General features: G+C 34.3%; 32 protein-coding genes. 30 read left to right on the top strand and 2 right to left on the bottom strand.

Annotation, left to right across the window (positions count from 1 at the left end; genetic code table 11):
• Positions 1–10: 10 nt before the first annotated feature.
• The 7 genes from V1503_RS24185 (at position 11) to tnpB (ending at position 6934) form a co-directional block, all read left to right on the top strand.
• Positions 11–1045 carry a DUF6094 domain-containing protein gene (locus V1503_RS24185; RefSeq protein WP_410629758.1) on the top strand — a complete coding sequence of 345 codons (1035 nt, stop codon included), beginning with the start codon at positions 11–13 and terminating at the stop codon, positions 1043–1045.
• Positions 1046–1058: 13 nt separating this feature from the next.
• The gene (locus V1503_RS24180) at positions 1059–1406 is read left to right on the top strand and encodes a hypothetical protein (RefSeq protein ID WP_410629756.1); all 348 of its coding nucleotides are present in this window, start codon (positions 1059–1061) and stop codon (positions 1404–1406) included.
• 13 nt (positions 1407–1419) lie between these two features.
• Entirely contained in the window at positions 1420–1566 is a 147-nt protein-coding gene (locus V1503_RS24175) for a hypothetical protein (RefSeq protein WP_410629754.1), read from the top strand.
• Positions 1567–1590: 24 nt separating this feature from the next.
• Complete coding sequence (locus V1503_RS24170) at positions 1591–1797, top strand: hypothetical protein (RefSeq protein WP_410629752.1); 207 nt, start codon at positions 1591–1593, stop codon at positions 1795–1797.
• Between the two features lie 73 nt (positions 1798–1870).
• Positions 1871–2347, top strand: a complete 477-nt coding sequence (locus tag V1503_RS24165; RefSeq protein WP_410629750.1) for an LPD11 domain-containing protein — start codon at positions 1871–1873, stop codon at positions 2345–2347.
• Between the two features lie 131 nt (positions 2348–2478).
• Positions 2479–5601 carry a hypothetical protein gene (locus tag V1503_RS24160; RefSeq protein WP_410629748.1) on the top strand — a complete coding sequence of 1041 codons (3123 nt, stop codon included), beginning with the start codon at positions 2479–2481 and terminating at the stop codon, positions 5599–5601.
• A gap of 211 nt (positions 5602–5812) precedes the next feature.
• Complete coding sequence (gene tnpB, locus V1503_RS24155) at positions 5813–6934, top strand: IS200/IS605 family element RNA-guided endonuclease TnpB (RefSeq protein WP_410629746.1); 1122 nt, start codon at positions 5813–5815, stop codon at positions 6932–6934.
• Between the two features lie 44 nt (positions 6935–6978).
• Here the strand turns inward: tnpB and V1503_RS24150 are convergent, their stop codons facing one another.
• Positions 6979–7623, bottom strand: coding sequence for a hypothetical protein (locus V1503_RS24150; protein ID WP_410629744.1), 645 nt, complete (start codon positions 7621–7623; stop codon positions 6979–6981).
• 723 nt (positions 7624–8346) lie between these two features.
• Here V1503_RS24150 and V1503_RS24145 point away from each other — a divergent pair.
• The 21 genes from V1503_RS24145 (at position 8347) to V1503_RS24045 (ending at position 21856) form a co-directional block, all read left to right on the top strand.
• On the top strand, positions 8347–8688 hold the full coding sequence (locus tag V1503_RS24145) for a hypothetical protein (protein WP_410629742.1): 342 nt from the start codon (positions 8347–8349) through the stop codon (positions 8686–8688).
• Positions 8688–9218 (top strand): hypothetical protein, encoded by a 531-nt coding sequence (locus V1503_RS24140; RefSeq protein ID WP_410629741.1) that lies wholly within the window; start codon positions 8688–8690, stop codon positions 9216–9218. The genes V1503_RS24145 and V1503_RS24140 overlap by 1 nt, the downstream gene beginning before the upstream one ends.
• The gene (locus V1503_RS24135) at positions 9202–10350 is read left to right on the top strand and encodes a hypothetical protein (RefSeq protein ID WP_410629739.1); all 1149 of its coding nucleotides are present in this window, start codon (positions 9202–9204) and stop codon (positions 10348–10350) included. Before V1503_RS24140 ends, V1503_RS24135 begins: the two co-directional genes overlap by 17 nt.
• Positions 10351–10383: 33 nt before the next feature.
• Positions 10384–10740 (top strand): hypothetical protein, encoded by a 357-nt coding sequence (locus V1503_RS24130; RefSeq protein WP_410629737.1) that lies wholly within the window; start codon positions 10384–10386, stop codon positions 10738–10740.
• A complete protein-coding gene (locus V1503_RS24125) occupies positions 10740–11396 on the top strand; it encodes a Mov34/MPN/PAD-1 family protein (RefSeq protein ID WP_410629735.1) in 657 nt (218 codons plus the stop codon). The genes V1503_RS24130 and V1503_RS24125 overlap by 1 nt, the downstream gene beginning before the upstream one ends.
• Before the next feature lie 62 nt (positions 11397–11458).
• Positions 11459–12367, top strand: coding sequence for a ThiF family adenylyltransferase (locus V1503_RS24120; protein WP_410629733.1), 909 nt, complete (start codon positions 11459–11461; stop codon positions 12365–12367).
• Positions 12368–12557: 190 nt separating this feature from the next.
• Positions 12558–13145, top strand: a complete 588-nt coding sequence (locus tag V1503_RS24115; protein ID WP_410629731.1) for a hypothetical protein — start codon at positions 12558–12560, stop codon at positions 13143–13145.
• 208 nt (positions 13146–13353) lie between these two features.
• Positions 13354–14121, top strand: coding sequence for a hypothetical protein (locus V1503_RS24110; RefSeq protein ID WP_410629729.1), 768 nt, complete (start codon positions 13354–13356; stop codon positions 14119–14121).
• A 114-nt stretch (positions 14122–14235) separates the two neighbouring features.
• A complete protein-coding gene (locus V1503_RS24105) occupies positions 14236–14628 on the top strand; it encodes a hypothetical protein (RefSeq protein ID WP_410629727.1) in 393 nt (130 codons plus the stop codon).
• Positions 14621–14902: a hypothetical protein gene (locus V1503_RS24100; RefSeq protein WP_410629725.1), complete on the top strand. Its 282-nt coding sequence runs from the start codon at positions 14621–14623 to the stop codon at positions 14900–14902. Before V1503_RS24105 ends, V1503_RS24100 begins: the two co-directional genes overlap by 8 nt.
• A gap of 613 nt (positions 14903–15515) precedes the next feature.
• Complete coding sequence (locus V1503_RS24095; RefSeq protein WP_410629723.1) at positions 15516–16775, top strand: AimR family lysis-lysogeny pheromone receptor; 1260 nt, start codon at positions 15516–15518, stop codon at positions 16773–16775.
• Complete coding sequence (locus V1503_RS24090; RefSeq protein WP_410629721.1) at positions 16776–16913, top strand: hypothetical protein; 138 nt, start codon at positions 16776–16778, stop codon at positions 16911–16913.
• Between the two features lie 130 nt (positions 16914–17043).
• Complete coding sequence (locus V1503_RS24085; RefSeq protein ID WP_410629719.1) at positions 17044–17442, top strand: hypothetical protein; 399 nt, start codon at positions 17044–17046, stop codon at positions 17440–17442.
• Positions 17443–17506: 64 nt separating this feature from the next.
• A complete protein-coding gene (locus V1503_RS24080; protein ID WP_410629717.1) occupies positions 17507–17992 on the top strand; it encodes a hypothetical protein in 486 nt (161 codons plus the stop codon).
• Between the two features lie 396 nt (positions 17993–18388).
• Entirely contained in the window at positions 18389–19282 is an 894-nt protein-coding gene (locus tag V1503_RS24075) for a hypothetical protein (protein WP_410629716.1), read from the top strand.
• Complete coding sequence (locus tag V1503_RS24070) at positions 19269–19568, top strand: hypothetical protein (RefSeq protein WP_410629714.1); 300 nt, start codon at positions 19269–19271, stop codon at positions 19566–19568. Before V1503_RS24075 ends, V1503_RS24070 begins: the two co-directional genes overlap by 14 nt.
• 30 nt (positions 19569–19598) lie before the next feature.
• On the top strand, positions 19599–19949 hold the full coding sequence (locus tag V1503_RS24065; protein WP_410629712.1) for a hypothetical protein: 351 nt from the start codon (positions 19599–19601) through the stop codon (positions 19947–19949).
• A 134-nt stretch (positions 19950–20083) separates the two neighbouring features.
• Positions 20084–20539 carry a metal-dependent hydrolase gene (locus tag V1503_RS24060; RefSeq protein ID WP_410629710.1) on the top strand — a complete coding sequence of 152 codons (456 nt, stop codon included), beginning with the start codon at positions 20084–20086 and terminating at the stop codon, positions 20537–20539.
• A 13-nt stretch (positions 20540–20552) separates the two neighbouring features.
• Positions 20553–20885 (top strand): hypothetical protein, encoded by a 333-nt coding sequence (locus V1503_RS24055; protein WP_410629708.1) that lies wholly within the window; start codon positions 20553–20555, stop codon positions 20883–20885.
• Between the two features lie 4 nt (positions 20886–20889).
• Positions 20890–21738, top strand: coding sequence for a hypothetical protein (locus tag V1503_RS24050; RefSeq protein WP_410629706.1), 849 nt, complete (start codon positions 20890–20892; stop codon positions 21736–21738).
• A complete protein-coding gene (locus V1503_RS24045) occupies positions 21713–21856 on the top strand; it encodes a hypothetical protein (RefSeq protein WP_410629704.1) in 144 nt (47 codons plus the stop codon). Before V1503_RS24050 ends, V1503_RS24045 begins: the two co-directional genes overlap by 26 nt.
• Positions 21857–22027: 171 nt before the next feature.
• On the opposite strand, the gene V1503_RS24040 is transcribed toward V1503_RS24045, so the two are convergent.
• Positions 22028–23116 (bottom strand): tyrosine-type recombinase/integrase, encoded by a 1089-nt coding sequence (locus tag V1503_RS24040; RefSeq protein ID WP_410629703.1) that lies wholly within the window; start codon positions 23114–23116, stop codon positions 22028–22030.
• 335 nt (positions 23117–23451) lie between these two features.
• Between V1503_RS24040 and V1503_RS24035 the strand changes: the two genes are divergently transcribed.
• The gene (locus tag V1503_RS24035; RefSeq protein ID WP_410629701.1) at positions 23452–23748 is read left to right on the top strand and encodes a hypothetical protein; all 297 of its coding nucleotides are present in this window, start codon (positions 23452–23454) and stop codon (positions 23746–23748) included.
• An 85-nt stretch (positions 23749–23833) separates the two neighbouring features.
• The gene (locus V1503_RS24030) at positions 23834–24055 is read left to right on the top strand and encodes a hypothetical protein (RefSeq protein ID WP_410629699.1); all 222 of its coding nucleotides are present in this window, start codon (positions 23834–23836) and stop codon (positions 24053–24055) included.
• The last annotated feature ends 9 nt before the right edge of the window (positions 24056–24064 follow it).

Raw genomic sequence — 24064 nt, 5'->3', positions numbered from 1 at the left:
AGGAACTGTCATGGCAAGAATTGCTTCACAATCAAAAGGAGGCTATTATTCAACACCATTAGAGGAGCTAGCATTCATCTTTGAACATTTATATTTTGAACGTGGAGAAGAAAATAAACTGCTAAACCTGTGTGATCCATGTGCAGGTGAAGGAAAAGCTCTTCATGCAATAGGTAACCATTTTAATAGACTAGGTGCTGATGTTCAAACATACGCAGTAGAGCTAGAAATAACAAGAGCTAATATGGCTAGAGAAGTAATAAATCACGTGATACAAGATGGATACGAGAATGTGAGAACAGATCCTAAATACAGCTTGATGTGGCTCAATCCAGTATATGATGAGGTTTTTCATGAACGTACTGAATTACGTTTTCTACGTACTCTCACTAGTAAATCAAAAAACGTGTTACAGCAAAATGGATTATTAATGTTCTGTGTTCCCCAGTATGTACTTGGAGCATGTGCAAGTGTTTTAGCAGGCAGATTCCACAATGTTCAGGTCTATCGATTCACTGATAAGAATTATCCCATTTTTCAACAAGTTGTTGTGTTTGGATATTACGGTAGAGCAAAACTTGATGAAAGAAAGGAAATAAGTGCTAGACTCAAAGAATTTGCAAAGTCGGGACCGGACATACTACCAACGTTAGAAGATATAGAGGAAGACTTTGTTGTAAAGGCATCATTGGAAGAAGTAAATGTGTTTCGTGCAGGAAAGTTAAAGCCAGAAGAGATTGTAAGAGACTTACAAGAGTCATCTGTGTTTGAAGAATTTTCTAAGCGAATCTCACAGAAAAGTAACCGAGCAACCATGAAAAATCCCATACTCCCTCTAAAACCTACTCATATGGGTATTGCAGTTGCGAGCGGGGCGATTTCAGGAAACATGGGCAATCACCTTGTGACCGGTATTACAAAACCTGTCACTGATGTGGAAGAAGAATTTGATGATGAAGGATTAAAAAAACGAGAGATTTATATAAAGCATCATAAGTCTATCGTGAGAGTGTTTACACAAACAGGAATTCACGAACTTGAATAGGAGGAAAAATATAATGAACATACAAAAGGTGAAGTTAGTTCAGTGCGATTGTCGAGGCGAATTACAATTTTGTTTGGTGTGCGGTGGAACTGGTAGGTTAATGGTTCATCAACGTCCACTCACTCAAGAGGAAGTAGATCGGATAGTGTATATTTCTGCAAATCAAATTGTTCCATACATTAATGAGACTGATGAACACTTGCTGCAGTCTAACTTAATACAGGAACAAACTGATGAGCTAGTTAGCATAGACAAAAACCAATTGGCAACAAGTATTTATTACGATAAGAAAGAAAAGAAAATATACCCTATCGAACAAACAAATAGAAATAATGAGAGAAAAGTAACATTAACTAGGTAGGAGGAAGGGACATATGTATAAAAAGATCCAATTTATCAAACCGTTTTCGTACGCTAATTATTTTCATGCTGAAGAAGGTAGATACTTAGAATCTGAACAAATAGAAACCTTACAAGGTTTTGTTGATGAAGGGTATGCTATTTTTGTTGAAGAAGAGTAAAGCGAGATTTAGGGAGGTAGTTTCATGAATGCTGAATTAATAGAACAAGAAGTAAAACGATTACATAGTAATGGGAGGATTCAAGGTTCTTTAGAGGTGTTAAATATTGTAAAAAAGAAAACGTATGACATTTGGTACTATGATGAAGATGATATTTTTGGAGACATGCCTGGTTTTGATATTACTCATATAGATGGTATGACTTTTGAATTAACAATGTTTTGGGATTGAGATTTAGTGAGAATAAATTTATTAAAATAACGGCTCTTTGAAGCTTTAAAGACAACATTTGGAGGAATGTGAGATGAACAGAAATACATTGGGAAGTAAGAATATTAGAACTATGGAATATATAGGTGATGATTATTGGGGTAGACCCGTTTATAAATGTATTGAAACAGGAAACTTATATAAAGACATAACACTTGGCAGCGATAACCCCGATTTATATTGTTGTAGTAATGATTTTGATGGTGAACCCGGTTGGCCTATCAAAAATGATCTAGAAATACATTTTAAGGAAACAGTAAAACAAATAAATCAAGAAGATAGATTTAACTATTTATTATTAGACAGATTAAGAAGTGATTGTGAGTATTATTTAAGAAGTGGAAACAGAAATGCAAACAATCTGTGGGCAAAAAACGAAAAAGAACAAATTAAAAAAATGAAAGAATTGTATAATAGTTTTTCTGATAATGAAAAACCAGAATGGTTAACATATGAACAAATTTTACAATATGAAGAATTATTAATTAATAAAACGGGATTTTTAGTTTGAATTCTTAAAAACAATGTAATAAAAGGTAATCAAAAATAACAAAGGAGGGAAGCCCCTCTGTCTACTTATTTCTTACAGACAGGGGGGTTACCCTTTTCTGTACATAGGATAGGTATTCATGGGTAACAACTATGAAAATAACATTGCAATCTTCAGAAAGATTTTTTGATGCTACTGTACAATTTGTCATCTCGGAGCGGGTGAAGAATGAGAATCATATTGTAGCTGCAAGCTACGTAGGTGTACCTGAATCTGTAGTTGCTGTATCAGCGGGAATTATTGAAGCACGCTCAGTAATAATTGAAGGTGAAGAATATCATAGAGGAGCAGATCCGTTTAGACGGATGGAAAAGCGCATCGGTTTAGGAGATGTTGCACATGGGATCATCTATAACTCTCTTGCTAGTATACAAGGTGTTGAAGAAATAGGAGAGAAAAGTAACCGAGCATATATTATTTCAGTAGATGGCAATATGGATGATGCTGTTGCTGAACATGTGATTCGTCGCTTTGGATTGCCTTATGAATGGAAAGAGCATTATTCTTCTTTATTCAATCCTTTTTACAGCGAACTAGACATCGTTCGAAATCCTGAGTTTAGTTCATTCTATCCTAATATTAGAGCCATAAGGTTTGATGGTGATGAATCAGAGGTTCTAGAAATGGTAGAGATGGCACTCAAGAATGGGATGCTACGTATTCCACAATCTGATGTTCATGGTGTTTTTGACCGTTCATGGAGTATGAAAGAGTACATGGTCAATAATGCTGAAACTATGGGTAAAAAGCTTCAAGAAATGCGACCGAAGCATATGCCTACTGACAACCTTGAGCCTGCTATTGCACAGATGGGTGTTGTACCTTTTCCTGCCCAAGCTCACGTCATTCAAGCATTGGTGAATGGGTTAGACGTTGAAAATTCTGTAACGACTTCTGCAAATATGGGGTGCGGAAAATCTATTCAAGCCAACGGTGTTGTAAATGTCATTCATAATCGTAAAAGACGTAATGGTGCGAAACGTGGTACTACTGTTTTACTTTCTGCTCCTGGTATTACATTAACTAAATGGGAGAAGAAAGAAATCGGTAAAACACTACCTCATGCAAAGACACAAATTATCCGTTCAAGTGAGGAAGCGCTTAGACTTCTTAATAAAGTGAGGAATGGATACAGACCAACACCTACTGATATTGAATATACGTTAATTGGTATCGACAAAGCGAAATTGGGATCTGAACCATTTTTTGCAGGGGTTTGGAAACGTGTGAAAGGTAAAAAAAGCGTGTATGGGTGGCATTGTCCTGATTGCGGGCGACTTCTATACAAAAAGGAAGAAGGGACTAACGATTGGATTCCCCTTCAATGGTCTGATGTAGCATGGGGAACGCAACCAACAGACCCTGATTTAGGTGAAAAGATACGACTCCCTAATGGCTTACCGAAGGGATATAAAGTCAAATGGAGAAAAAGCAAGAAATTCACTAAATGCTCATATCGAAAAGAAGTAGGTGGATATCTTCCAGAGAGTGAAGTTCAACAGCTATTAGAACGGAGTAGGAGTAAAGCTGATGAGGAACTGTACAAACAAGCAATACTGGAAGCGAGTTGTCATTCGAAATTATGGAGACCAGCTGTTAAAAACAGAGGTGAAACGAGAAATCGTCCACGTGTGAATATCAGTCGAATCTTCAAAAGGATGAAAAAGTATTTTGACATATATATATGCGATGAAGTGCACCAAGCAAAAGGAAATAGTGGTCGTGGTGATGCATTCGCTCAAATGGTGAGAGCAGCTAAAAAAAATCTACTTCTTACTGGCACACTTGTTAACGGGAAATCTACATCCATTAAAGAGATTTTATGGAGAACCGATCAGGACGCATTAATAGAACATGGTATTTCTGATAAAACAGGAGATATTGCATGGGCGGAGCGGTTTGGTAAGGTTAAGCAAGTGGTTACTTTATCCGATGAAGTCGATGAAAACGGATGGGTCACTCGTCAAAGAAGGAAACCACAGCAACCAGTAGAAGAACCAGGCATTTCACCGCAAATGACAGCTCAATTTCTACTTCATAAGACTACATTTTTAGATTTAGATGACTTAGGATTGCCACTTGTTGAATTACATGAGAAGCCTATATTCATTAACATGGACCCAGAGCATGGAGTCCTTTATAGCAACTTCCATGAAGAAATGTATGAGGAGTGTAAGAATAGGGCATGGACGGGTTCTAAAGGGGCATGGAGTAAGTTTGTACCTGCTACTATTAACTATGCTGATAGACCCGATTTGGGTGCTTATTATACCTTCCCAAATATGGAGGGTGAAGATACAGTCATTACATCCCCAAAAATTGAAGGTTATCATGCAAAAGAGAGATGGCTAATAGATAGAGTTAAACAAGAACTTAGTGAAAATAGGGGTGTGGTTATTTATAATAACTATACTGGAGAATATGAAATGAATGAGCGTACACAGCAGATTTTGCGAGATCATGGCATTGAGAGCGAGATTTTGAATGAGCCTAATACTGAAAAACGTGGTGACGTATTAAATAAACTAGCAAATGATGGTGTACAGGTCATTATCACTAATATGAAGCTTGTGGAGGTTGGGCTTGATATGCTAGCGTGGCCAACAATTATCTTTAATCAACTTAGCTATGAGGTTAACGTTGTTCGTCAATCAGGAAAACGCAGTCATAGAATAGGACAACATAAAGAATGTAGAGTCTTCATACCAGTTTATAATGGAACACAGCAGATGGCTCAATTCCTAAAAATCATGGCAGCTCGAGGACACGCTTTAATGACAGAAGGTAGGTTAGATCGAGGAGAATTAGCAAAGTATGCTCGTGATGATCAATCTTCCTTAGCGTCTGATTTAGCTAGTTGTTTCGCAGATTCTAATGTTGCAACAGATTGGACGACACTTGCAGTTAAAGAGCTAGAAGGTTTAGAAATAGTAGAAGAATCTATGTTTAAAGAAGTGTTGGAACAACGTATGATAGACTTAGCCAATGAAACGAGAAGGTTATGTGGTGTACCAGTTATAGATATTAATACGAAGAGATTAGAAGTTACAGCTGAAGAAGAACATAACTTGTTTTCTGCTGCTGAATCGTATAGTAACGAAAGCGGTCAGCTTGATCCATTTGAGATGTACGATATACAGGTAGTAGAAATAAGGAGTTATAAAAAACGTTCGAGAAAAAAACCAGTTGAGAATCAGCTGGCGTTTAATTTTTAAGATTAGAGGGAAGGAGAATAATACTCCTCCCTCAAATTATTGAATGAAATTATACATTTTATCATTTGTCGGACAGAAGACCCTCACTTCAAACCGAAACAATGCGAAGCGAGTGAAGGTTAAGTGGGGGATGAATGACCGTTGGTGTAAGTCAAAACTCACTTGGCATATGGTATAATTAACCTATTAATCGGTAAGTGAGGTGAAGAAAATGCTGGTCAATAAAGCGTTTAAATTTCGTATCTATCCAAACAAAGAACAAAAACTGTTAATTGCTAAAACCATTGGTTGTAGTCGTTTTGTGTTCAATCATTTTTTAGCTGAATGGAATGATACATATAAACAGACTGGTAAAGGTCTTGCATATGGTACTTGCTCTGCCGAGCTAACCAAGTTAAAAAAAGAACTACTTTGGCTTAAGGAAGTTGACAGTATTTCTCTTCAATCGTCACTACGCAACCTTGCAGATGCCTTTGATCGGTTTTTCAAAAAACAAAATGATATTCCTAGATTCAAATCTAAAAAGAATAAAGTTCAATCGTATACGACAAAACATACAAACGGTAACATTGCCATTGTTGGGAACAAAATCAAGTTACCTAAACTTGGTCTAGTTAAATATGCTAATAGCCGTAATGTTGACGGTCGTATAATTAGTGCAACGATTAGGCGCAATCCTAGTGGAAAGTACTTCGTCTCTCTTTTAGCTGAAGTTGAAGTTCAAATATTAGAGAAAACAAATTCGTCTATTGGCATTGATATGGGACTAAAACACTTCGCTATCCTATCCGACGGCAAGGAATATTCAAACCCCAAATTCTTTCGAACGCTAGAAGAAAAACTGGCAATTGCTCAACGTATTCTTTCTAGACGTACAAAAGGCGGGGTGAATTGGAATAAGCAGCGTATCAAAGTAGCACGTCTACAAGAAAAAATAATGAACGCTAGAAATGACTACTTGCAAAAAGTATCTACTGATATTGTCAAAAGCCACGACATGATTGGTATTGAAGACTTGCAAGTGGGTAACATGCTGAAAAATGGTAATCTAGCAAAAGCAATTAGTGAAGTATCTTGGGCGAAGTTTCGTACTATGCTTGAATATAAGGCTAAATGGTACGGTAAAGAAGTCATTGTAGTATCCAAAACATTTGCTTCAAGCCAACTTTGTTCTCATTGTGGTTTCAAAAACAAAGACGTTAAGAATCTAAACTTACGTGTATGGGATTGTAAATCATGCGGAACCCATCACGATAGAGATATTAACGCAGGACAAAACCTTAGAAACGAAGCGATTCGTCACTTAACCGTAGGAACTACGGAGCTAGCCTAATCAATTAGAGACCGTTAGGTTTCCGTACTTAGGAATCCCCCGCTTCAATCAAGACCGTGAGGTCTGATAAGTGGTGGGTAGTTCAAGGCAGATAGAAATTGTTCTTTTGTAATTATAAGTAAATTTGTCGTGTTAAAGGTATTTTTTTCTGCAAGTTTTAAATATTGAAAGTACCTAACTAATCTAATAAATGCTCGTAATTTATCATCTGACCATGGAATCACAATACCTATCCTACTTAATGCAGATGCATTGATAGCTCCTCCAAGTAAATGTTTTCTACTAACTTTGTTTTCTATTTCTATCCCCATAAAGCATCTTGCGTTGCTGTTTTGGTAGACAATTTCATGATAATCAGGGGGTCTAGTAAATTGATTATAACCAGCTAAATTGTCATTATTAAAATTCAAAAGTCTATTTATTAGTGCACCCCATTTAGGGTTTTCCACCATTTGATCGTATACATCTTCATACCTTCCATTAGTTGCAAAAGGACCAATTGCTGCATCAATACGAGGTGAATAAAAGTCCAGCTCTCTCTCATCTTTCATTGCATTCCATTCTGTAATAATTTCTGTATCTGGATATAGAGATATTAAACGCTCCTTAATATAGTTTTGATATTCTTTTAAATCCATTTGATATAAATCGTTAACTAACGTTTTATTTTCATTATTACAATCAGCCATTTTGTACACACCTTTCTTCTTTTTGCTCTAGATAGAATTGTGTAGTGACAATAAAGTCATTTAAAAATAAGTTGTACAAGGTGCATTCTTACAGTTGTATCGGCATTGATTCTCTTATTAAAGTTATTTCATTTTGCGTTGTTACAGAAAAACACGGTACTCATTATAAAAAACGATAGAATGCGTTTTATGTAATCATTTTTAAATAACTATATTATTTTTGAAACGTTCTTTTGTTTTTAAACTCTTTATTATCGTTTGACAATTCTCTATTCAGTAGTATTATTATACCAGCTTAATAATCATATGAATCTGATAAGAATAGCGAATTACTACACCTTCCGATGAAATAATATGTAAATGGAAGCCTTGAACAATCTTTTCTTTTAAAGGTAATAATTGATGCTTTAAAATACATCATTATATATTTTACTCAAAACATTAAATGGAAGTGTATCGGGTATCTTGATTCATTAGGTTGATTTTGATAGTATGATAATAGTTATATATATTTATTGCTCTTATTTGAGCCCTTTAACGAGATTTAAGCCCTATGGGTGACATTTGTTCTTTTTCGGAAGAAGTATGTCCTCATAGGGCTTTTTGTGCGTTTTAGGAAGATATTTATAGCATGTAGGAAGTCAAAGTTCACTTTTAGAGACTATTGAAGTCTAAAAGAGTCTTTGGCTTTTTTATATGCAATAAAAAAGGAGGAGGAGTACTGTGAAATTAGTTAATTTGGAGAAGTTTCGTAAGAATCTTCAAGATGCGGGTTTACTAGATGAAAGTGCTGATAATGAGCAAAGATTATTAAATGTCTTATTTGACATGATGTATTCATCATCAGAAACGCTAGGGGATATTGATTTTGATTCATTTACCCAACAGGATGCTTTTTTTGCCCTAGAAAATATTCATTTCTATCAGTCAGATGAATCGTCTGAACCGTATGACATGAATCCAAATCGTGAGAATTCGATTACAGAATTAAATAGGATTGCTCATGTGCGGAAATTGGTTAAAGGAACCCCTCCGGTAAGGCGTGTTAAAAGGAGGTTTTTCTAGTGGGGAAGAGTGTGTTTTTAACATCTGAAGTAATCTATCAATATGTATTTACAGCCGATAACATTTTGATTGCTAAGATTATGCATGATGCAGGAATGCCTTTAGATAGCTCATTACATTTTTATGTTGATTCACCATTCAATGATAATTTCTTTTTCTTCAAGGCAATGGAGGTAATCTTCTTGGGTTGTCACATTGAGATTGTCGAGAATGAAGAAGAGACATTCAAAGTTAGGATAGAGAATCATCGTGATGTGATATATTGGCATTCTCTTCAAACAGAGTTTAAGGGAAACGATAAATTCAACAAGGATAATAATAGCATTGTTAATACTTTAGATGCTGCCTGTGAGTTTTTTGAGTTATCTATGAATGGAAAATTCATTGACATAGGTATTGAATTATCCTTTGAGGGGTTCAGCACATCAGGTATGTATCACAAAATGGTAGAAGCATTATTATCATTTGAGGAAATGATTAAAGAACGCACTATATATTGGAGGGGAATATTGAATGGAACAGCCAATTGATGAAACACGTATTGTATTGCGAGATGAAGACTTGCCACGTATTGAGGAATACTTCAATGGAATAAAAGTAAACCGTAAACGTGTCACTGCTACAGATCTATCATTGGCCATGCTTGACATGATAGATAATGAAGACATTGTCTCACACTTATTAGAAGATAAATCGTTAGTAGATGTGTTTTCAGGATTCTTTGAGATGGATAAAGATCACGAAAGAGATCTTGAAGATGATGTTTTTCAAGTATTGTCATTGTTGTTTGATTACATCGATCAAGCAGATGACCAATCTATTATTACAGCGATATTAAACACGGTATCTTGGCACTTTGACCCAATAGAATTAGCAGATGAAGCTGTTCAAGAGATTTTCAAGAAGTTGCTGCATAAAGTTCAATCGATTGAAAATGAAGATGTACTAAGTAACATTCTTGGTGCGCTAATCGATAAGATTAACTTAATCGAAGGCGTAAAAGATAAACATATCAAAACAATTCTATCTCAAGTGCTCAAACGTGCAACTCTTTCAAAGCATGAGGAGCTAATTCACAGTTTATTTAAAGTAACAGCTGAAAAAGCGAAAAAGAAATGGATTATGGATGTGTTACAACCATATATACGTAATGAAAAGAAGTGTACAAGCCCAATATTGCCAAAAGGATGCTTTCTATATCAGGAATTAATGAATGGAGAAAAGGTAGTAGGTATAGAAGTTGATAAACAACGTGTAAATATAGATTATCATAGACGAAGCTTTAAACAGGTCGGTCACCCCCGACTCCTGTTCATTTTTCGAATTGATGGACAACATGTGTGTTCATCACAAGTCTTGGCGGTAAAAGATAGCGTATTAAAATCCTCTACAGAGATTTTTCGTTATCCTTTTTCAAATGTAAGTAATAACTTCCAAGCATGTTGGTCAGATGTTCGTCAAATGGAAATAAAGGATATCAGTATGATAGGAAGTTTACCTTATCTATTTTTGAATTCACCGTCTAATGATGATTTATATAGCGGGACAAACCTACGAGAGAGATTCTTAGAGCTTGAAAACAAGGATTTCGATGATGAGATACTGGAAGAAACACCATATACATTAGGTGATTTCTTTGAATTACCGACTCAGGATGTGTAGAAAAAATATAAAAAAACTTAGGAGGAAATACTTATGGCACAACTTAATCTTTTTGGAGAAGAAGAAGTAAAAGAAGAGAAAGCGAAAGAGAATACTAGAAGTTCATCTAGTAAACAACAAAGCAAGAAAACATCCTCAACACCCCCGAAAAAGAAAGTAGAGGATATTAAAGTTCAGAGTGATTGGTCTATCCATTATGCACGAGCTACTTTCTCAGTTGAAGAATTTATTGAGGACATACCAGAGGAAGGGATTACACTTGAACACCTTCGGGAATCAATGAGCCAAGACTTCTTTGAAATGTCAAAAGACCGTACTTCATGGGACCACGATAAAGAAAATAAGCGGTTATTCCCACGTGTATCAGGTGCAGCTAAGGGGTGGGTCTGATGAATCTAGGAATCTATCAGTTATTCTGGCGACTATCAGACTATATTTCCAATAAAGAGGCGCACCCATATAACATTGTTGCATCAAAAGATGGCAAGCTCTATGAAATAAGGAACTCGTTACTAGGAACAATCGTAACTCCTGCAAAAGAGGAACAACTCAGAAGGATCGAACAAGTACCAAAAGGGTTTCAGATGAAGTTACCTAGAATACCAGGATACTTATTACAGCAAATTATTTCCTTCTTTCGTGCATATTGCAATGAAAACCTTGACCATGAGGTTATGCTTCAATTATTTTGGCACAATAATGGATACTTTGTTGTTGACTGTCCAACTCAGGAAGTGAGTAAAGCAAGGGTATCGGCACAACTTGATAATGAAGCTCCAGACTTAACTGAAGTTATGCAGGTACATTCGCACAATAGCATGGAAGCGTACTTTTCTGAAACTGATAATAATGATGAACAGCAGTTTTTATTATACGGAGTAGTAGGACGCTTAGACCAACAGGAACCTGACATAAAAATTCGGGTAGGTGTAAACGGTACATTCTATAGACTTTCATTAGACTATATTTTTGACACAACCTTCTTGGATGTATCACAAAATGTGCCTTATCCTGAAGAATGGACTAAACGAGTGAGTATTATTTGATAAGTATTCTGAAGAAGAGAGTCCAGTGGCTTTCTTCTTTCTATTTTAAGGAGGAATTATTTATGCAAGCTATTAAGCTATTAGAAGAGGGGAAAAAGAAATTATACTTTCAGGTTGTAACAGTTGGTGTAGGTGCAAATGGAGGACAATTTTTCCGTTCATTATGCCAGGATATACGTACTCATTTTAATGCCTTTGATGAGGGAGATAACATAAATCGTGTCACATTCGGAGTAGATTTAACAATTTGTGATGCTGATAAATATGAAAGAAAAAACCTTTCGAATCAACTCTGTACTGAAGATGATATAGGCGAATATAAAGTAGAAGCATTAGCAGAACGATACGCAGGTGTATATGATATTTCTGTTAAAAGCGTTACGGAGTATATAAAAAGTGCTGACATACTTCATAAATTGTTTACTGTTACCGACATAAGTGACCAATACCAAAAAGTTAAAGTTCTTTGTGGAATGGTTGATAATAACAAGTCACGACAGCTGTTTCATGATTACTTTTACTCTGATCAGGTAGAGAATCTAATCTGGCTTGATACGGGAGTGACAGGTGTTGAGTTGATAGATACTGAAAGTAAGCAGACAGAGGAAGAGAGGAAATCAGTTGAACAAAGTGGCTTTAGTGGTCAAATTGTTGTTGGATTTAAGTACAAAGGTGTTGTGATACTAGAACCGGCAACTGTAATGTTTCCAAACATATTAGAAGATGCAGCATCCCATTTTCCAGACGAGAGTTGTGGAGAATTGATTATAAACAACCCTCAAAGGTCTGCGACCAATAAAATGGCAGCGTTACTAGCTAATAATGTAATGAACAACCTGTTTCACACACAGTCCATCTATAATCATGTTATTAACTTTAATGCTCAGTTTTGTGACGCTGGGGGGAGAATATCACGAATAACGAAAGAACAATACCAACGGTTTGAGGAGTTAAAACAAGTTGCACAATGAGTAAACAGGGAGTGAGAGCAAATATTGTTCTTGCTCTTTTTTTAATAAAAGCTCATGAAATAAGCCTTTCTCAGTCTTTGCAACCAAACTACACTTTCAAGTTGTTTTTGGCAACTAGTGTTGTCAATTATTTAGATACCTAATACAATACATATATATATATCATCATTTTAGTGTTGGGTGGATAATTATGAATAGAATTGAAATAGAGTTAAAAGAGTATTTTGATACAAACAGTCCTTCGAGTGTGTTGAATTCGGAAGTATTGAAAAAAGTTTATGCTTTTGATTATCTTATTTCACTTCCTGATTTAATGGAATTTTTGAATTTATCACGTTCAGCTTTCGAGAGACAGCTATTTAAGGAATCAGAGATAAGACATTTTGCAATTAAAGACCGGAAGACAGCAGGCTTAAAATACAAGGTATATATTGATGTTAGCGACATCATGCACTTTCTTTGTAATGAAGGTGAATTAATTTTCACAAAAAATATGGTAGAAGATAATGATGTTACACAAAAGGTCTTCACTGATATTTCACAGGATGACAAGGAATATTTAGTTACACAACTATTAGATAATAACTGGTTGTCAGCTAGTAAAATGCAAGTTTACCTAGAGAGAAGTCGTTCAGTCGTCTCGAGGTTAAACGGATTAATGGATACGGTATCTTTTAAGCTCCCAGGAAGTCAAACACGATTAAAACGATATATTGTACATCATGATAAAGAGTATTACTTGTCATTGCTGAAGAATTATAGCAAAATATCGAAGTAGTAGAATTTTTTTCTAATACGTAGTGCATTTTTCATAGGAGTAAGTTATAATTCAAGTATATTATTTATTATTTGCTCTATTCTGAGCCCTGTAACGAGATTTAAGCCCTATGGGTGGCATTTATTCTTTTTCGGAAGAAGTATGTCCTCATGGGGCTTTTTGCGTTGTTTAAAGGAAATAGTAGATACCAAAAGGAGGAAGAAGGGTTTTGTTAAAAGCGGTAGTCATTATAACTTCGCTATTTTTACTAGTCTCAATCAAGTATATGTTAGATAGTTCAGCTTTTAAGAGAGCGAAAAGAAGAGAAGTGGAATTTTGGTTACAACAAGAACAGACAGAGTTACTAGAATCACAACAAAATTCAACATCTTATCCATTTGAAGACTCCATACAACAGTCAAAAGAAGAAATAACAAGTGAGAACATTGTTAGTGATAACCATTCCTTAGAAGTATTTCATACGATTGAGAGAGTAGAAAAAATAACATATGAAACCAATCAACAAGAGACTGAAAGCAAGGTATTGGAAGTAGTAGAGCTAGACGAATCATCGAAAAAATATTTAGATAAAATCAAAAAAGTTATAGTAAACGAAAAAAACGTTGTCGATGTTTGTCGAAAAGGAGAAAAATCCCTTGTGACACATGATACTAATTGTGTAACATTTGACCCAAGACAAACAAACTATGAATCAGTCAATGAACAACAACTAACCCTAGATTTACCAGATAGTAATATTGTACCTTCGTATCAATTTTCTGAAGGCTATCATCTAGTGGAAGCAGTAATTTTGGATAAATATGATGATAATCTAGCAAAAGTGAAGATTGACCAGAGTGAATTTTATTTTATTTTTAACAAATCGGTTGTTTTAGGAGATGCAACCATTCAAATTCAAGTAAAAGATCAAATCGTAAAACCTGTGAGGGTGTATCAAGAACCATCAGAAACAGAGATTAATTCAGTAATTTTTTAGGGGGAAGTTTCCCTGTTCTTTTCAAGCTAACTATGAAAATAGCCAGTTACCTTGAAAAGGGGAGGGATCAAGATTCCCCCATCTAAACCAATAATAGCTTAGGAGGAACTCATCATGAAAAAAATAGAGCGTATGAATCTTGCAAACCAAGCAATAAAAAATATCGAAGGGCTATTAAAAAATGACTGCAAATTCCTGACTAATGAAGGGGAGAAGGGGATTGTAACGTTAATGCTAAATTATAATCAATTTCCGCGGTGCGAATATGAAAGAGTTGTTCAAACAAATTATGATGAGGAGGGCCCAGTCGTTAAGAAAACACCAAACCTACTTGATAATCAAAAATTTGATTTGTGTATGGAAAGCATCGAGTATCTAATTCGTCATTTTGTTTCTAGTAGTATGACAGCGGTGGGAAATCTGCAATTTACTTTTGTAAATGGCTTCATAGAAAGTTGTACCATTAAAGGTCGAGTTGCTTATAAGGATATCGAAGACCATGAGTAACAAACTGCCTGTTTTTAAAGAAGATACGTTGTTGCCACGGATGCCAGGGGACGAAGAAATTGAAGTATTCTTATTCTCTTTATTCCACGTATTACAAAAGTGGGGATCTGTAATAGTCTTGTTAATAGCGGTTATGTGTGTAATCGCAGCTAAAATATTTAAAATACGTAAAAACCCTAAGGCAGTTCGCTTTTGGAAATTTACAAGTTACGGAATGGTCCTTGTTGGAATCCTTTTTATTATTCTTCCATATGTTGTTTTATATTTTTACTAGAGGCTGGGACATAAGTTTAAAAATTACTGATTTTTATACATTACGCAAAAGTAAAACCGCATGAAATCAAGGTTTATAAATGTGATTTCGTGCGGTTTCTTCATTTTAATTGGGTTTTGTCCCAGCCTCTTTTTAGTAATAATTCCCTACTGAAAATAATTGCTTGTATATATACGAATAATTACCCATCTATAGAAATTGAAAATGTAAACCTAATATAAGTAAAAAGTATTAAAAAATATTAATATATTTATAGCATCTTACGAATAATGTAGAAATAATAAGATAACTGAGTAATAAGTACATAAAATCCCCATTTAAAGCAGATAAAAAGGTTTTTTGAAGGTTTTTCTTTCTGTTATCATAGAATATGATGGAAAAAAAGGAATCATTAATTATTATTGAATAAAAATAGAAAATGAAAAAACTTCCACCTTTTCTTGGTCGTCAAGGTGGAAGTTCGGTATCCTACCACGACTAATGAACTAGGATACGCTTCCTATCATATCAAATCAAGAAATATTTTCCTATATTTTTTATTGGTATGTGAAGCTAATCTCTGTGTTTGTGGAGGTTAGCTTTTTATTTTCTAAAAATAGATAGAGGGGAAATGGTGAAATTGGTAACCACTCTAAGATCTCCAAAAATAAGTAATTCTACAGGCTGTTTATTAAAAGATTTAATGGATAAGCATGGAGTTTCACGTAAAATGTTATATACGGAAGCTGGTGTTAGCAGGTCTTACTTGAGTGATTTCCTTAAAGGAGAATCTGTAACAAAATTTCATAAGGTATTGGATATCTTAAAAAGCTTTGATACTATAACAGACTCTAATCATGAAGAAATATTAATGAAAAAATTCATAGCAGAAATGGACGAAAAAATAGAACTTATTCATGGTGCAATGTGGTATTGCGATAAAAACAACTATCTTAAAGAGCTTGACCATTTAACAAGAGTAGCAAAATCTCATCACAATGAAATGTTAAGAGAAACAGGTAGATTGTATCGAATTAATTATTTGCGAAAAAAAGAATACGAAAAGCTAGTTAAGATATCTAATAATAGTAATAACAACAAAAAAAGAATAAGTAGGAGGAATAAACTACTTAGGTTACTTGGATTAGTTGAAATTTTAAAAACAAGTAATACAGAAAATCGAGTATTAAAAAAAATATTGAAGGCGTATCTTAAAAATGATCTTCAGTTTTTTAAAGAAACGCAGGCAGAGTTAACAGGAATAAAGAAACTATTTAAGGAGGTTGAAGATAATACATTAAAAATAACTTTTGAAGTTAAGTTAAATGAACTACTCCAATTTGTTAGTGTTAGAAATTTGTGTGATTTTGAAAAGGCTAAAGAATATTCGAGAGAAGGTCTTGCGAAATCTTTTAGTATAAAAAATGATGCAGGGTGCTATGTAACCTTCGGTGAAGCAGATATGTTTTATAATCCTGATGAAGCAATCAAAAATTTCAATAAAGCTATCCAACTTTATGATAGAATAGGAATGAAGGAAGTCGCAGTATTGATTATGAAAAAAATCCAATTTACTCAAATCCACTGGGGATTTGATGTAAAACTAGAAGAGATAATTCATGAACAGAACAAAGCTTATTGGTTAATCAAACATGGAAGAAATAAAGAGGCAGTAGAAATTCTTGATAGGATTGATTCTAAAGACAGCCTGCAAGCACAAAGATTGTGGCTAAGAGGTTTAGCTACTTCAGACCCAACATATCATTGGTTATCGCTTGAAGATTACAGTAATAGGGGAGAAAAATTATTTGGCAAATTACCTCGAAATGAATTGATTAAATTAGGAGAGAATCCTGTAGGCGTTAATGCTCTTTATAGAAACGGGGGATTTTAAATGAAAAGAAAAATTTCATATGTAATACTGGCATTAGCTATCACATTAAGTGCTTTTTCGTTGAATTTGACCCAGAGTTCAGCTTTTGCAGCAGCTGATATGAAAATAAAATCAGAAGAAAATCGACCAACTGGCTAATATTATTTCAAAGACGTTACTCATTATGAGTGACGTCTTTCGTACTTTTTAAGGAATGTATTTAGTTTTTGGAATTTAAAAAAAATAAAAACATCAACATTTCATAGGACTTTTTTAGGAGGAATATTACATGAAAAAAATAGAAGTTGACCGAAATAAACTAACAAAACAAGCTATAAAAAATGTTGAAGAATTATTAAAGAATGATTGCAAATTCCTGACTAATGAGGGAGAGAGGGGAATAGTAACGTTAATGCTAAAATATCACCAAGAACCAAGGTGCGAGTATGAAAGAGTGCTTCACACAAATTATACGGAAGATGGACCAACGGTTACGAGTATGTCTAACAAACTAGATAATAGTAGATTTCGACAAAGTATGGAAAGTATAGAGTATTTAATACGTCATTTTATCTTTGGAAGCTCCACAGCGGTTGGAGATTTACAATTTACTTTTGTAAATGGTTATATGCAAAGTTGCACGATTAAAGGAAAAGTCACCTTTATGGATATTAAAAACAAGAATTGAAGAAACTAGACAAAATAATAATTCCCTATTATAATACATACATACGTACTAGGAGGTGTTAGACATGAAGTCAAATGTTATTCCATTCCCACCAAGTGGTCAATACAAAGCAAGTGTTTACACTCTTTTCCCTAAAGAAGTAGCAGACTCTTATGTGGAGTATTGTCGTTTAGGGGTAGATTGGAGCAATACAGTAAAACAACAAACAATATACGAAGGGTTTCCCTTTGAACCACCTTGCGATCCTATACTTGATGAAATGATATGGTATGCGAGTGAAATGAAACGTTTTGGTGTCTGGGTCATTAACAAATCTCATGAAGAAATACGTCAGATTGATGATGTCATCTTTGGCTGGTCACCATTTGTAAGGAAAAGTACAGCACCTCCAATTCAACCGGTACATATTCAATCGGTCGAAGTTAGAAAACAACTCACCTGGTATGTAGATGAAGATGGATACGGTCAATACTGCATCGTGAGAAAAGACGGAACAATCTGGATTCCCTATGAAAAGCCTGACGCATGGGATCCACACCCTACTAAGTAGCAACTCCGAATAATAATAACATTAAAATAATGTCCCTAAGATGTCTTTTTACCCATATATAGGGATTTTTCATTGAATTATGGGAAACAATCAGCTAGAATAATAGATAATAAAGCAGGTAAGTGACAACTAAATTTAAACTGTAGCGGAAGACGCATTTATACCTTAACGGGATAAGTGCGTCTTTTTTATTTCACCAAATGGGGTCTCGTATTCCTTACTGAACATTGATTATTGAATAGGTTATTGAACAATTCTAAATGACTATAATTCATATAAATCCTTTGTTCATAAGGTGTTCAGCAACTCAAGGTATTCTGAACAAACTCTTAACGTATATTTTCCGCGTTTTGCTGGTAGGACCCCGAAATGAATTAATAAGGAGGAGTTTTTAATATGAATGCTGCTTATCTTCACAACGGTCAATTAATATCAGCAGATCAGTATGAACCAGAGAGTCACGGGCAACGATTATATTGCATCGATAAAAAGTGCAAGGCCCCGGTTGTGTTTGTATCAAAAGGAAAAGCCAACGCTCATTTTAAAACAACAGGAAGAGGTGAGTCAAAACACATTAGCGAATGCGGATTCTACGAACCACTAGATCTAATAGACAGTATTAAGAAGGTTGGAGAGTATCAGGAGGATATACTTGATAAAGGTATGAAAGAAACCGTTGTTAGATTGTCAATGAATCGCATTGATCCAGACTATGAGCCCAATTCGATAGAAAGAGAAAAGAAGAATTCTCGCGAAGAAAAAGAAGTGAAAGTGAAAGGGGACAACGAAACACCTAAAAACATATCTTCAGTTAAGAGTGTAGTAAAGCTATTAACGTCTTACGAGCCTGACATCCTGGCATCCATTCTTATTAATGTAGGGGGAGGTATGAAAATACCACTGTCTTCAGTAGTAATAAATCAGGAGCGAGCTCACAATATGCTGTGGTCTGATGAAACCATACCTAAGCTCGGCTATTTTGTGTACGGGAAGATACAAAAAATCGTCAAACGAGAAAAGGTTATGTACATTAATTTTTATCCTGTGAATGATGTGAACTTCACGATTGTGGTTTTTGAACGTTACTGGAAAGAGTTCAGTTACAAAGAAAGTCAACTTAAAGACAAAGATGTATTGATATATGGGCACTTGAGAAAAAATGATTTTCAACAAAAACAAGAAACAGAGATGTTAATCAAATCAAAAAAATACCTAGAGTTTTTCAAACGCAAGAAGGTAATTGAAAATGAACCTACAAGTGTGGGGAGTGAGCATAATGACAACACTTGAGGAAAGAAGCAAACAAAAGAAAAAAGAAGAGCAAATGGAAATAATTCTCAATCATTACGTTGATGGAGAAGTATACATTTCTACTCCTTCGAAAGTGTGGAAACAGATAGTTTTAAACCATTTTAACAAAGTATATAGGAATGAGTTAACCGTTGACGAACTGTTGACCTTACTACAAAGAGAAGGCGTGCAGTTCAATCAATCTCTCAAATTAGTAAGATACCCTGTAGTTGAATGTTTACGCTTTATATCAGCTTGTTGTAATAAGGACATTGATATTAGTTAGATAATAGGTAGATTTGGAAAGGTGAGAAAAATGACAGTTGCAGAAAAATTAAATGTGATGGTAATCGAAGAATTAAATGAAGTTTCTGAGGACACGACATATAATTCCGATAAGTTAATAGCAGCACTCACAAAAATTGCAAAAGAATTTTTATCCGATTCTTTCTTTCTGGACAAACAAATGAATGCTTTAACACTCTTTATCAGGAAACATCCTCAACTATCCTTAAAAGATATGCTTAATTCATTCATTGAGCATGATTTTAAAAATGATGAACATTTTATCCTCTTTATAAAGTATATCATTCAGGATATTGTAAAGGACGAGGATACCTTTAGAAGGCTGGTTTATCTTGTTAGAGGAGCTAAAAATGAAGAATAATCGACGGTAGGTCATGAGGTATATCAAATGACAAAACGGTTGCAAGAAATTATAAACTCCACAATGAAATTGAAATGTCTAGAACAACTTGAATACGATGAAATTATTATGGCTTCAGAAAGGAGGGTTAACTAATGCAATACCACACCCATATTGCCTTTTCAGGAATGATTGGACTCTCAGTGGTGTCCTTGATACCTGTAACAGATCCAACAATGTACATCATTGGATTGACAGTTGGGGCTATTCTTCCTGATATAGATCATCCAAAAAGTAAAATTAGCAACAAGATTCCTATCATTCCATCCTTAGTATCAACTATTTTTACACACCGTACTTTTTTTCATAGCGTTTTGTTCCTGGTATGCTTAACTCTTCTGTATGGTTTTTTCCCACAATCCATTGTCACAGGAATAATTATTGGAGCAGCGGGGCATATCATAGGAGACATGTTAACTCCAGCTGGTGTGAAACTTCTTTACCCGTTTGGCAATTATATAAGATTTCCTTTCAACTTTAAAACTGGTGGTGTAATAGAACAAATATGCTTTCTATTATTTACAATTGTCACTATTAAATTAATTCATTAAGGAGCGGAGAGTGTTGGGTATTTATGATGAAACAAATATGACGAAGAACTTCAATAGTAGTCCCAAAAATAAACACTTAGTAAAAGAGTTAAAATGGGAGATTCTTAGTACATTAGCTTTATGGTCCACTTTATTTGCATTTTCTATGTACATTAGTAAGGGAAAACGAGACTTTCTTTCCTACAATGGATTAAAAAGTGACCCTTGGATAATATATATTTGGGATTCGATTATCTTTGCTTCAAGTAGAGTTGGATTCGTATTCTTGATAAGTGGTTTGTTATGGATAACGATAAAATTGTTTGAATATTTAGTACGTTTATACCGAAAGAAATATGGAGGTTGAATTTATGAAAAAGAAAAATACCTTAATGAACGAAAGGGTTGTAACTAAAAAAATCCTTGTAGTAGCAACCATCATTGGTATTTCACCAATTGTCATTAGTATCATTACAGGTTCGCTATTCAGCTTTGATTTTGTGCAAATAATAACAACTTTCCTGCCAATGCCCTTCCTGATACTTCTTTTAAGCGAAGCATGGTCAAGGAAAAAGAGGAAGCAGGATTTTAGATTTAAAGACTATCAATTACTAATAGAACGGGTTATTGTGATACCTTGTTTAAATTTTATAAAAATGATTAAAAATATGCACCCAAGCCTTAAAAAGACTATCATTTATTTCGGAGTGACCTACTTTCTATTAATAATGGTCGGTGATCTATTATTGTTCTTCCGAGAACTATTTGCAAGTGAATATATCTATAGTGTAAAAATTGAATACTTTTTACGCTTAATGTTAATTATAAAGCTTGCTACTGCATGCTTAGCAGTGTTAATAGTAGTCTACTTCCAATATAAATACATCCCACGTATTGGTTTAGAGAAGACCATTGATAACCTTTATGAGTTACATAATAAAGGGAAAATTGATTTAAAGTTTAAACACATTCAGGGGAAAAGACTCATTGATGATGTTGATTCAGTCTTAGAGCAACTAGAAGAAATTAATCATGAAAAAATGTATTTAGAAGTTAAGTTCTGTTATAAATTCTTGAAAAATGCAGACGTATTACCCGAACAATATAATAAAAGTTTGTTTTCATATAAGCTAAACAGTTCTCCTCAAAGAAAAGACGAGCATAATCCTCTTGATACTAAGGATATAAACGATAATGGAACAAGTTACAGCTCAACTTGATATACTGATTGAAGAAGTCCTTGATATTATTAAGAATGATGCTTGGAGAACAGGGTGGGAATCCTCAATAGATATATCTGACAAATTTGAGGATATAGAAAAGCCAATTTTTCCATAAACGAGGAGAAATTGGCTGGATTTTTTTGCAGTTTTTTTAATAACGGGCTCCTATTTTTTGTTCTAAGAGATTTTCAACCAAAGCCTAATGCTACAAGTATCAAATTAAATAAAAAGGCTGACAGTGAACATATGGCGTTCTCATAAGTACCTCTTAAATCCAACAGTAATTTCACATGAATTTTTCACCTAATTTAACCCCCGCATGTTCTTCCAACCGTCTTTTTCTACGTAAATAAGTTTCCGTGGTTGTGATTGACTCATGGCCAAGTAAGTCACGTACATCTTTCACATCAATTCCATCTTGATCACTATAATAAGTTGCTGTAAAGTGACGACAAGTATGTGCTGTGATGCGAAATTTAATTGAGTTACCTTGTTTTTCATAATCTTCTTCCTTTTTCAATCGTTGCTTTACCAACGGTAGAACATCTGCAGTAGACATGATTAATCGACTGAACTCATTACTCAAATAGCTGCTATTGTAGTGTGAACCATTTGATTTAGGGAAGAACGCTGTTTCATCTTCAGGATTCAATTCTGTTGTTAATCCTTTTCTTCTCCTCAGTTCTTTCACTACCTCTAATACATCATTAAATATCACCACTGGACGTTCCTTTTTTCTTTTCCCAATGACCGTCAAGAAATACCGGTCCAATTTTTCATGGTACATTAGGGAGGACCAATTCGCAGACGCTAACTCCGCAATACGTAAACCAGTGCTCACTAAGATAAAAATCAATGTGTAAGCAAACCAATCTTTTTTCTTAAAATAATCAAGTAACTGTTTAACTTCATGTTCATACAAATCACGATTTACGAGATCCTCTTTCTTGATAGCTACTTTTTTCATCATTAATGATAAATCTTGATTAATCATTCCTCTTACATTTAGATAACGAAGAAATTGTTTGATTACAGCTGACTTTCTTCTTAAAGACGTTGCTTTGTATTTTTCATGAATCCTAGACTGATATACCTCGATGTCATCCTGGTTCACATAACGAATCCCACCAAATTCAGATGCAAATGCTAATAAATCGCGTATATCTCGAAAATACTCTTTTTTGGTTTGATTCGAACGTTCTCTCCCGTGCGCTGGTTCGTCATGCAAAAATAGATACAACATAACCTCATCAGGAACTTCGCTCCAATTCACATTTCTGAATCCTTGTCTAGCTATTTGAACATACAGGGATTGATCTAACCAATCTTTTTCATTTATCACCAAATTTTGATTCGAAATTTTCACAACTTCCATCCTAGTTTCCCCCACTTCATTCAAATCCAAATTATGTAATTTATATCAAGAAACGTAACCAATCTCTATTTTCCACATTTTAGTTATTACATTTCATAAACTATTATACTCTAAATATTCTAAACCACAAAACAACAAATATAGAAAAATTGATAATTATTCTATATTTAATTACAATAAATAAAATAATAATACTTTTTACTATTTTATTTATTGTGATTAACGTTCAATTCTGATAATATAAAATTAACTTAATTTACCACCTACATAAAAAGAGAGCCTTTAACAGGTCACCTTAAAGGTAGCAATAATTAATCTCAGAAGGAGAGTTGGTTATGTATAAAATAAGATTTACATCTAAAAGGGTTAATAAAGAATTTAATAAGTTTAATTCTAAAGAAAAGAACTTAATAGAGAAATCGATAAAAGTATTACAAGCAAATCCACGTCCAGTGTCTTTACAATTTCAAGCATTAAATAAGAATCGAGATGTGAAAAGAGTTAAATGTAAAAGAGCTCGCCTCTTCTACATTATTGATGATGAAAAAAAGGTGATTCATATTGGAAAAATAGAAAATAGAGACTCTAAATCGTATAACGGGGACCCAAAAGAATGGTTTGCTGCAGTATGACTCAACCCAAGTTGTTGATAAGCATCCCTAAGGGTCAAAACTGATTTCTACAATTCAAAATTCCTAGAAAAGAGGTATAATATATATGGAAACATTAGCAACTGTTCTTTTATTAATCTATTTACTACTAGCCATCGTACACATTTATTTGGAGAAGCGTCATCATAAACTAATTAAAAACGCCTCATCATTAAGCGAGTTAGATTCAATCACTAATAACAAAGCTAAAAAGTTATTCTCAATCATAACACTAAGCTATGGAGCTACATCTTTAACATTTGGAGTCATCGTACTGTTCATCACCTAAAGGAGCGGG

It is taken from the genome of Nanhaiella sioensis, assembly GCF_046557775.1.
GTDB classification, from domain to species: Bacteria; Bacillota; Bacilli; order Bacillales; family SM2101; genus Nanhaiella; species Nanhaiella sioensis.
The sequence above is the reverse complement of the archived record's forward strand: the minus strand, read 5'-3'. Positions and strand labels throughout refer to the sequence as shown.

Excerpts from the sequence above, each read along its gene's own strand:
- tnpB (WP_410629746.1), top strand. The coding sequence starts at position 5,813 with ATGCTGGTCAATAAAGCGTTTAAATTTCGTATCTATCCAAACAAAGAA.
- V1503_RS24115 (WP_410629731.1), top strand. The coding sequence starts at position 12,558 with ATGAATAGAATTGAAATAGAGTTAAAAGAGTATTTTGATACAAACAGT.
- V1503_RS24045 (WP_410629704.1), top strand. The coding sequence starts at position 21,713 with ATGGAACAAGTTACAGCTCAACTTGATATACTGATTGAAGAAGTCCTT.
- V1503_RS24125 (WP_410629735.1), top strand. The coding sequence starts at position 10,740 with ATGAATCTAGGAATCTATCAGTTATTCTGGCGACTATCAGACTATATT.
- V1503_RS24175 (WP_410629754.1), top strand. The coding sequence starts at position 1,420 with ATGTATAAAAAGATCCAATTTATCAAACCGTTTTCGTACGCTAATTAT.
- V1503_RS24135 (WP_410629739.1), top strand. The coding sequence starts at position 9,202 with ATGGAACAGCCAATTGATGAAACACGTATTGTATTGCGAGATGAAGAC.
- V1503_RS24165 (WP_410629750.1), top strand. The coding sequence starts at position 1,871 with ATGAACAGAAATACATTGGGAAGTAAGAATATTAGAACTATGGAATAT.
- V1503_RS24100 (WP_410629725.1), top strand. The coding sequence starts at position 14,621 with ATGAGTAACAAACTGCCTGTTTTTAAAGAAGATACGTTGTTGCCACGG.
- V1503_RS24170 (WP_410629752.1), top strand. The coding sequence starts at position 1,591 with ATGAATGCTGAATTAATAGAACAAGAAGTAAAACGATTACATAGTAAT.
- V1503_RS24160 (WP_410629748.1), top strand. The coding sequence starts at position 2,479 with ATGAAAATAACATTGCAATCTTCAGAAAGATTTTTTGATGCTACTGTA.
- V1503_RS24050 (WP_410629706.1), top strand. The coding sequence starts at position 20,890 with ATGAAAAAGAAAAATACCTTAATGAACGAAAGGGTTGTAACTAAAAAA.
- V1503_RS24065 (WP_410629712.1), top strand. The coding sequence starts at position 19,599 with ATGACAGTTGCAGAAAAATTAAATGTGATGGTAATCGAAGAATTAAAT.
- V1503_RS24085 (WP_410629719.1), top strand. The coding sequence starts at position 17,044 with ATGAAAAAAATAGAAGTTGACCGAAATAAACTAACAAAACAAGCTATA.
- V1503_RS24120 (WP_410629733.1), top strand. The coding sequence starts at position 11,459 with ATGCAAGCTATTAAGCTATTAGAAGAGGGGAAAAAGAAATTATACTTT.
- V1503_RS24075 (WP_410629716.1), top strand. The coding sequence starts at position 18,389 with ATGAATGCTGCTTATCTTCACAACGGTCAATTAATATCAGCAGATCAG.
- V1503_RS24070 (WP_410629714.1), top strand. The coding sequence starts at position 19,269 with ATGACAACACTTGAGGAAAGAAGCAAACAAAAGAAAAAAGAAGAGCAA.
- V1503_RS24105 (WP_410629727.1), top strand. The coding sequence starts at position 14,236 with ATGAAAAAAATAGAGCGTATGAATCTTGCAAACCAAGCAATAAAAAAT.
- V1503_RS24060 (WP_410629710.1), top strand. The coding sequence starts at position 20,084 with ATGCAATACCACACCCATATTGCCTTTTCAGGAATGATTGGACTCTCA.
- V1503_RS24090 (WP_410629721.1), top strand. The coding sequence starts at position 16,776 with ATGAAAAGAAAAATTTCATATGTAATACTGGCATTAGCTATCACATTA.
- V1503_RS24030 (WP_410629699.1), top strand. The coding sequence starts at position 23,834 with ATGGAAACATTAGCAACTGTTCTTTTATTAATCTATTTACTACTAGCC.
- V1503_RS24040 (WP_410629703.1), bottom strand. The coding sequence starts at position 23,116 with ATGGAAGTTGTGAAAATTTCGAATCAAAATTTGGTGATAAATGAAAAA.
- V1503_RS24180 (WP_410629756.1), top strand. The coding sequence starts at position 1,059 with ATGAACATACAAAAGGTGAAGTTAGTTCAGTGCGATTGTCGAGGCGAA.
- V1503_RS24035 (WP_410629701.1), top strand. The coding sequence starts at position 23,452 with ATGTATAAAATAAGATTTACATCTAAAAGGGTTAATAAAGAATTTAAT.
- V1503_RS24150 (WP_410629744.1), bottom strand. The coding sequence starts at position 7,623 with ATGGCTGATTGTAATAATGAAAATAAAACGTTAGTTAACGATTTATAT.
- V1503_RS24185 (WP_410629758.1), top strand. The coding sequence starts at position 11 with ATGGCAAGAATTGCTTCACAATCAAAAGGAGGCTATTATTCAACACCA.
- V1503_RS24080 (WP_410629717.1), top strand. The coding sequence starts at position 17,507 with ATGAAGTCAAATGTTATTCCATTCCCACCAAGTGGTCAATACAAAGCA.
- V1503_RS24130 (WP_410629737.1), top strand. The coding sequence starts at position 10,384 with ATGGCACAACTTAATCTTTTTGGAGAAGAAGAAGTAAAAGAAGAGAAA.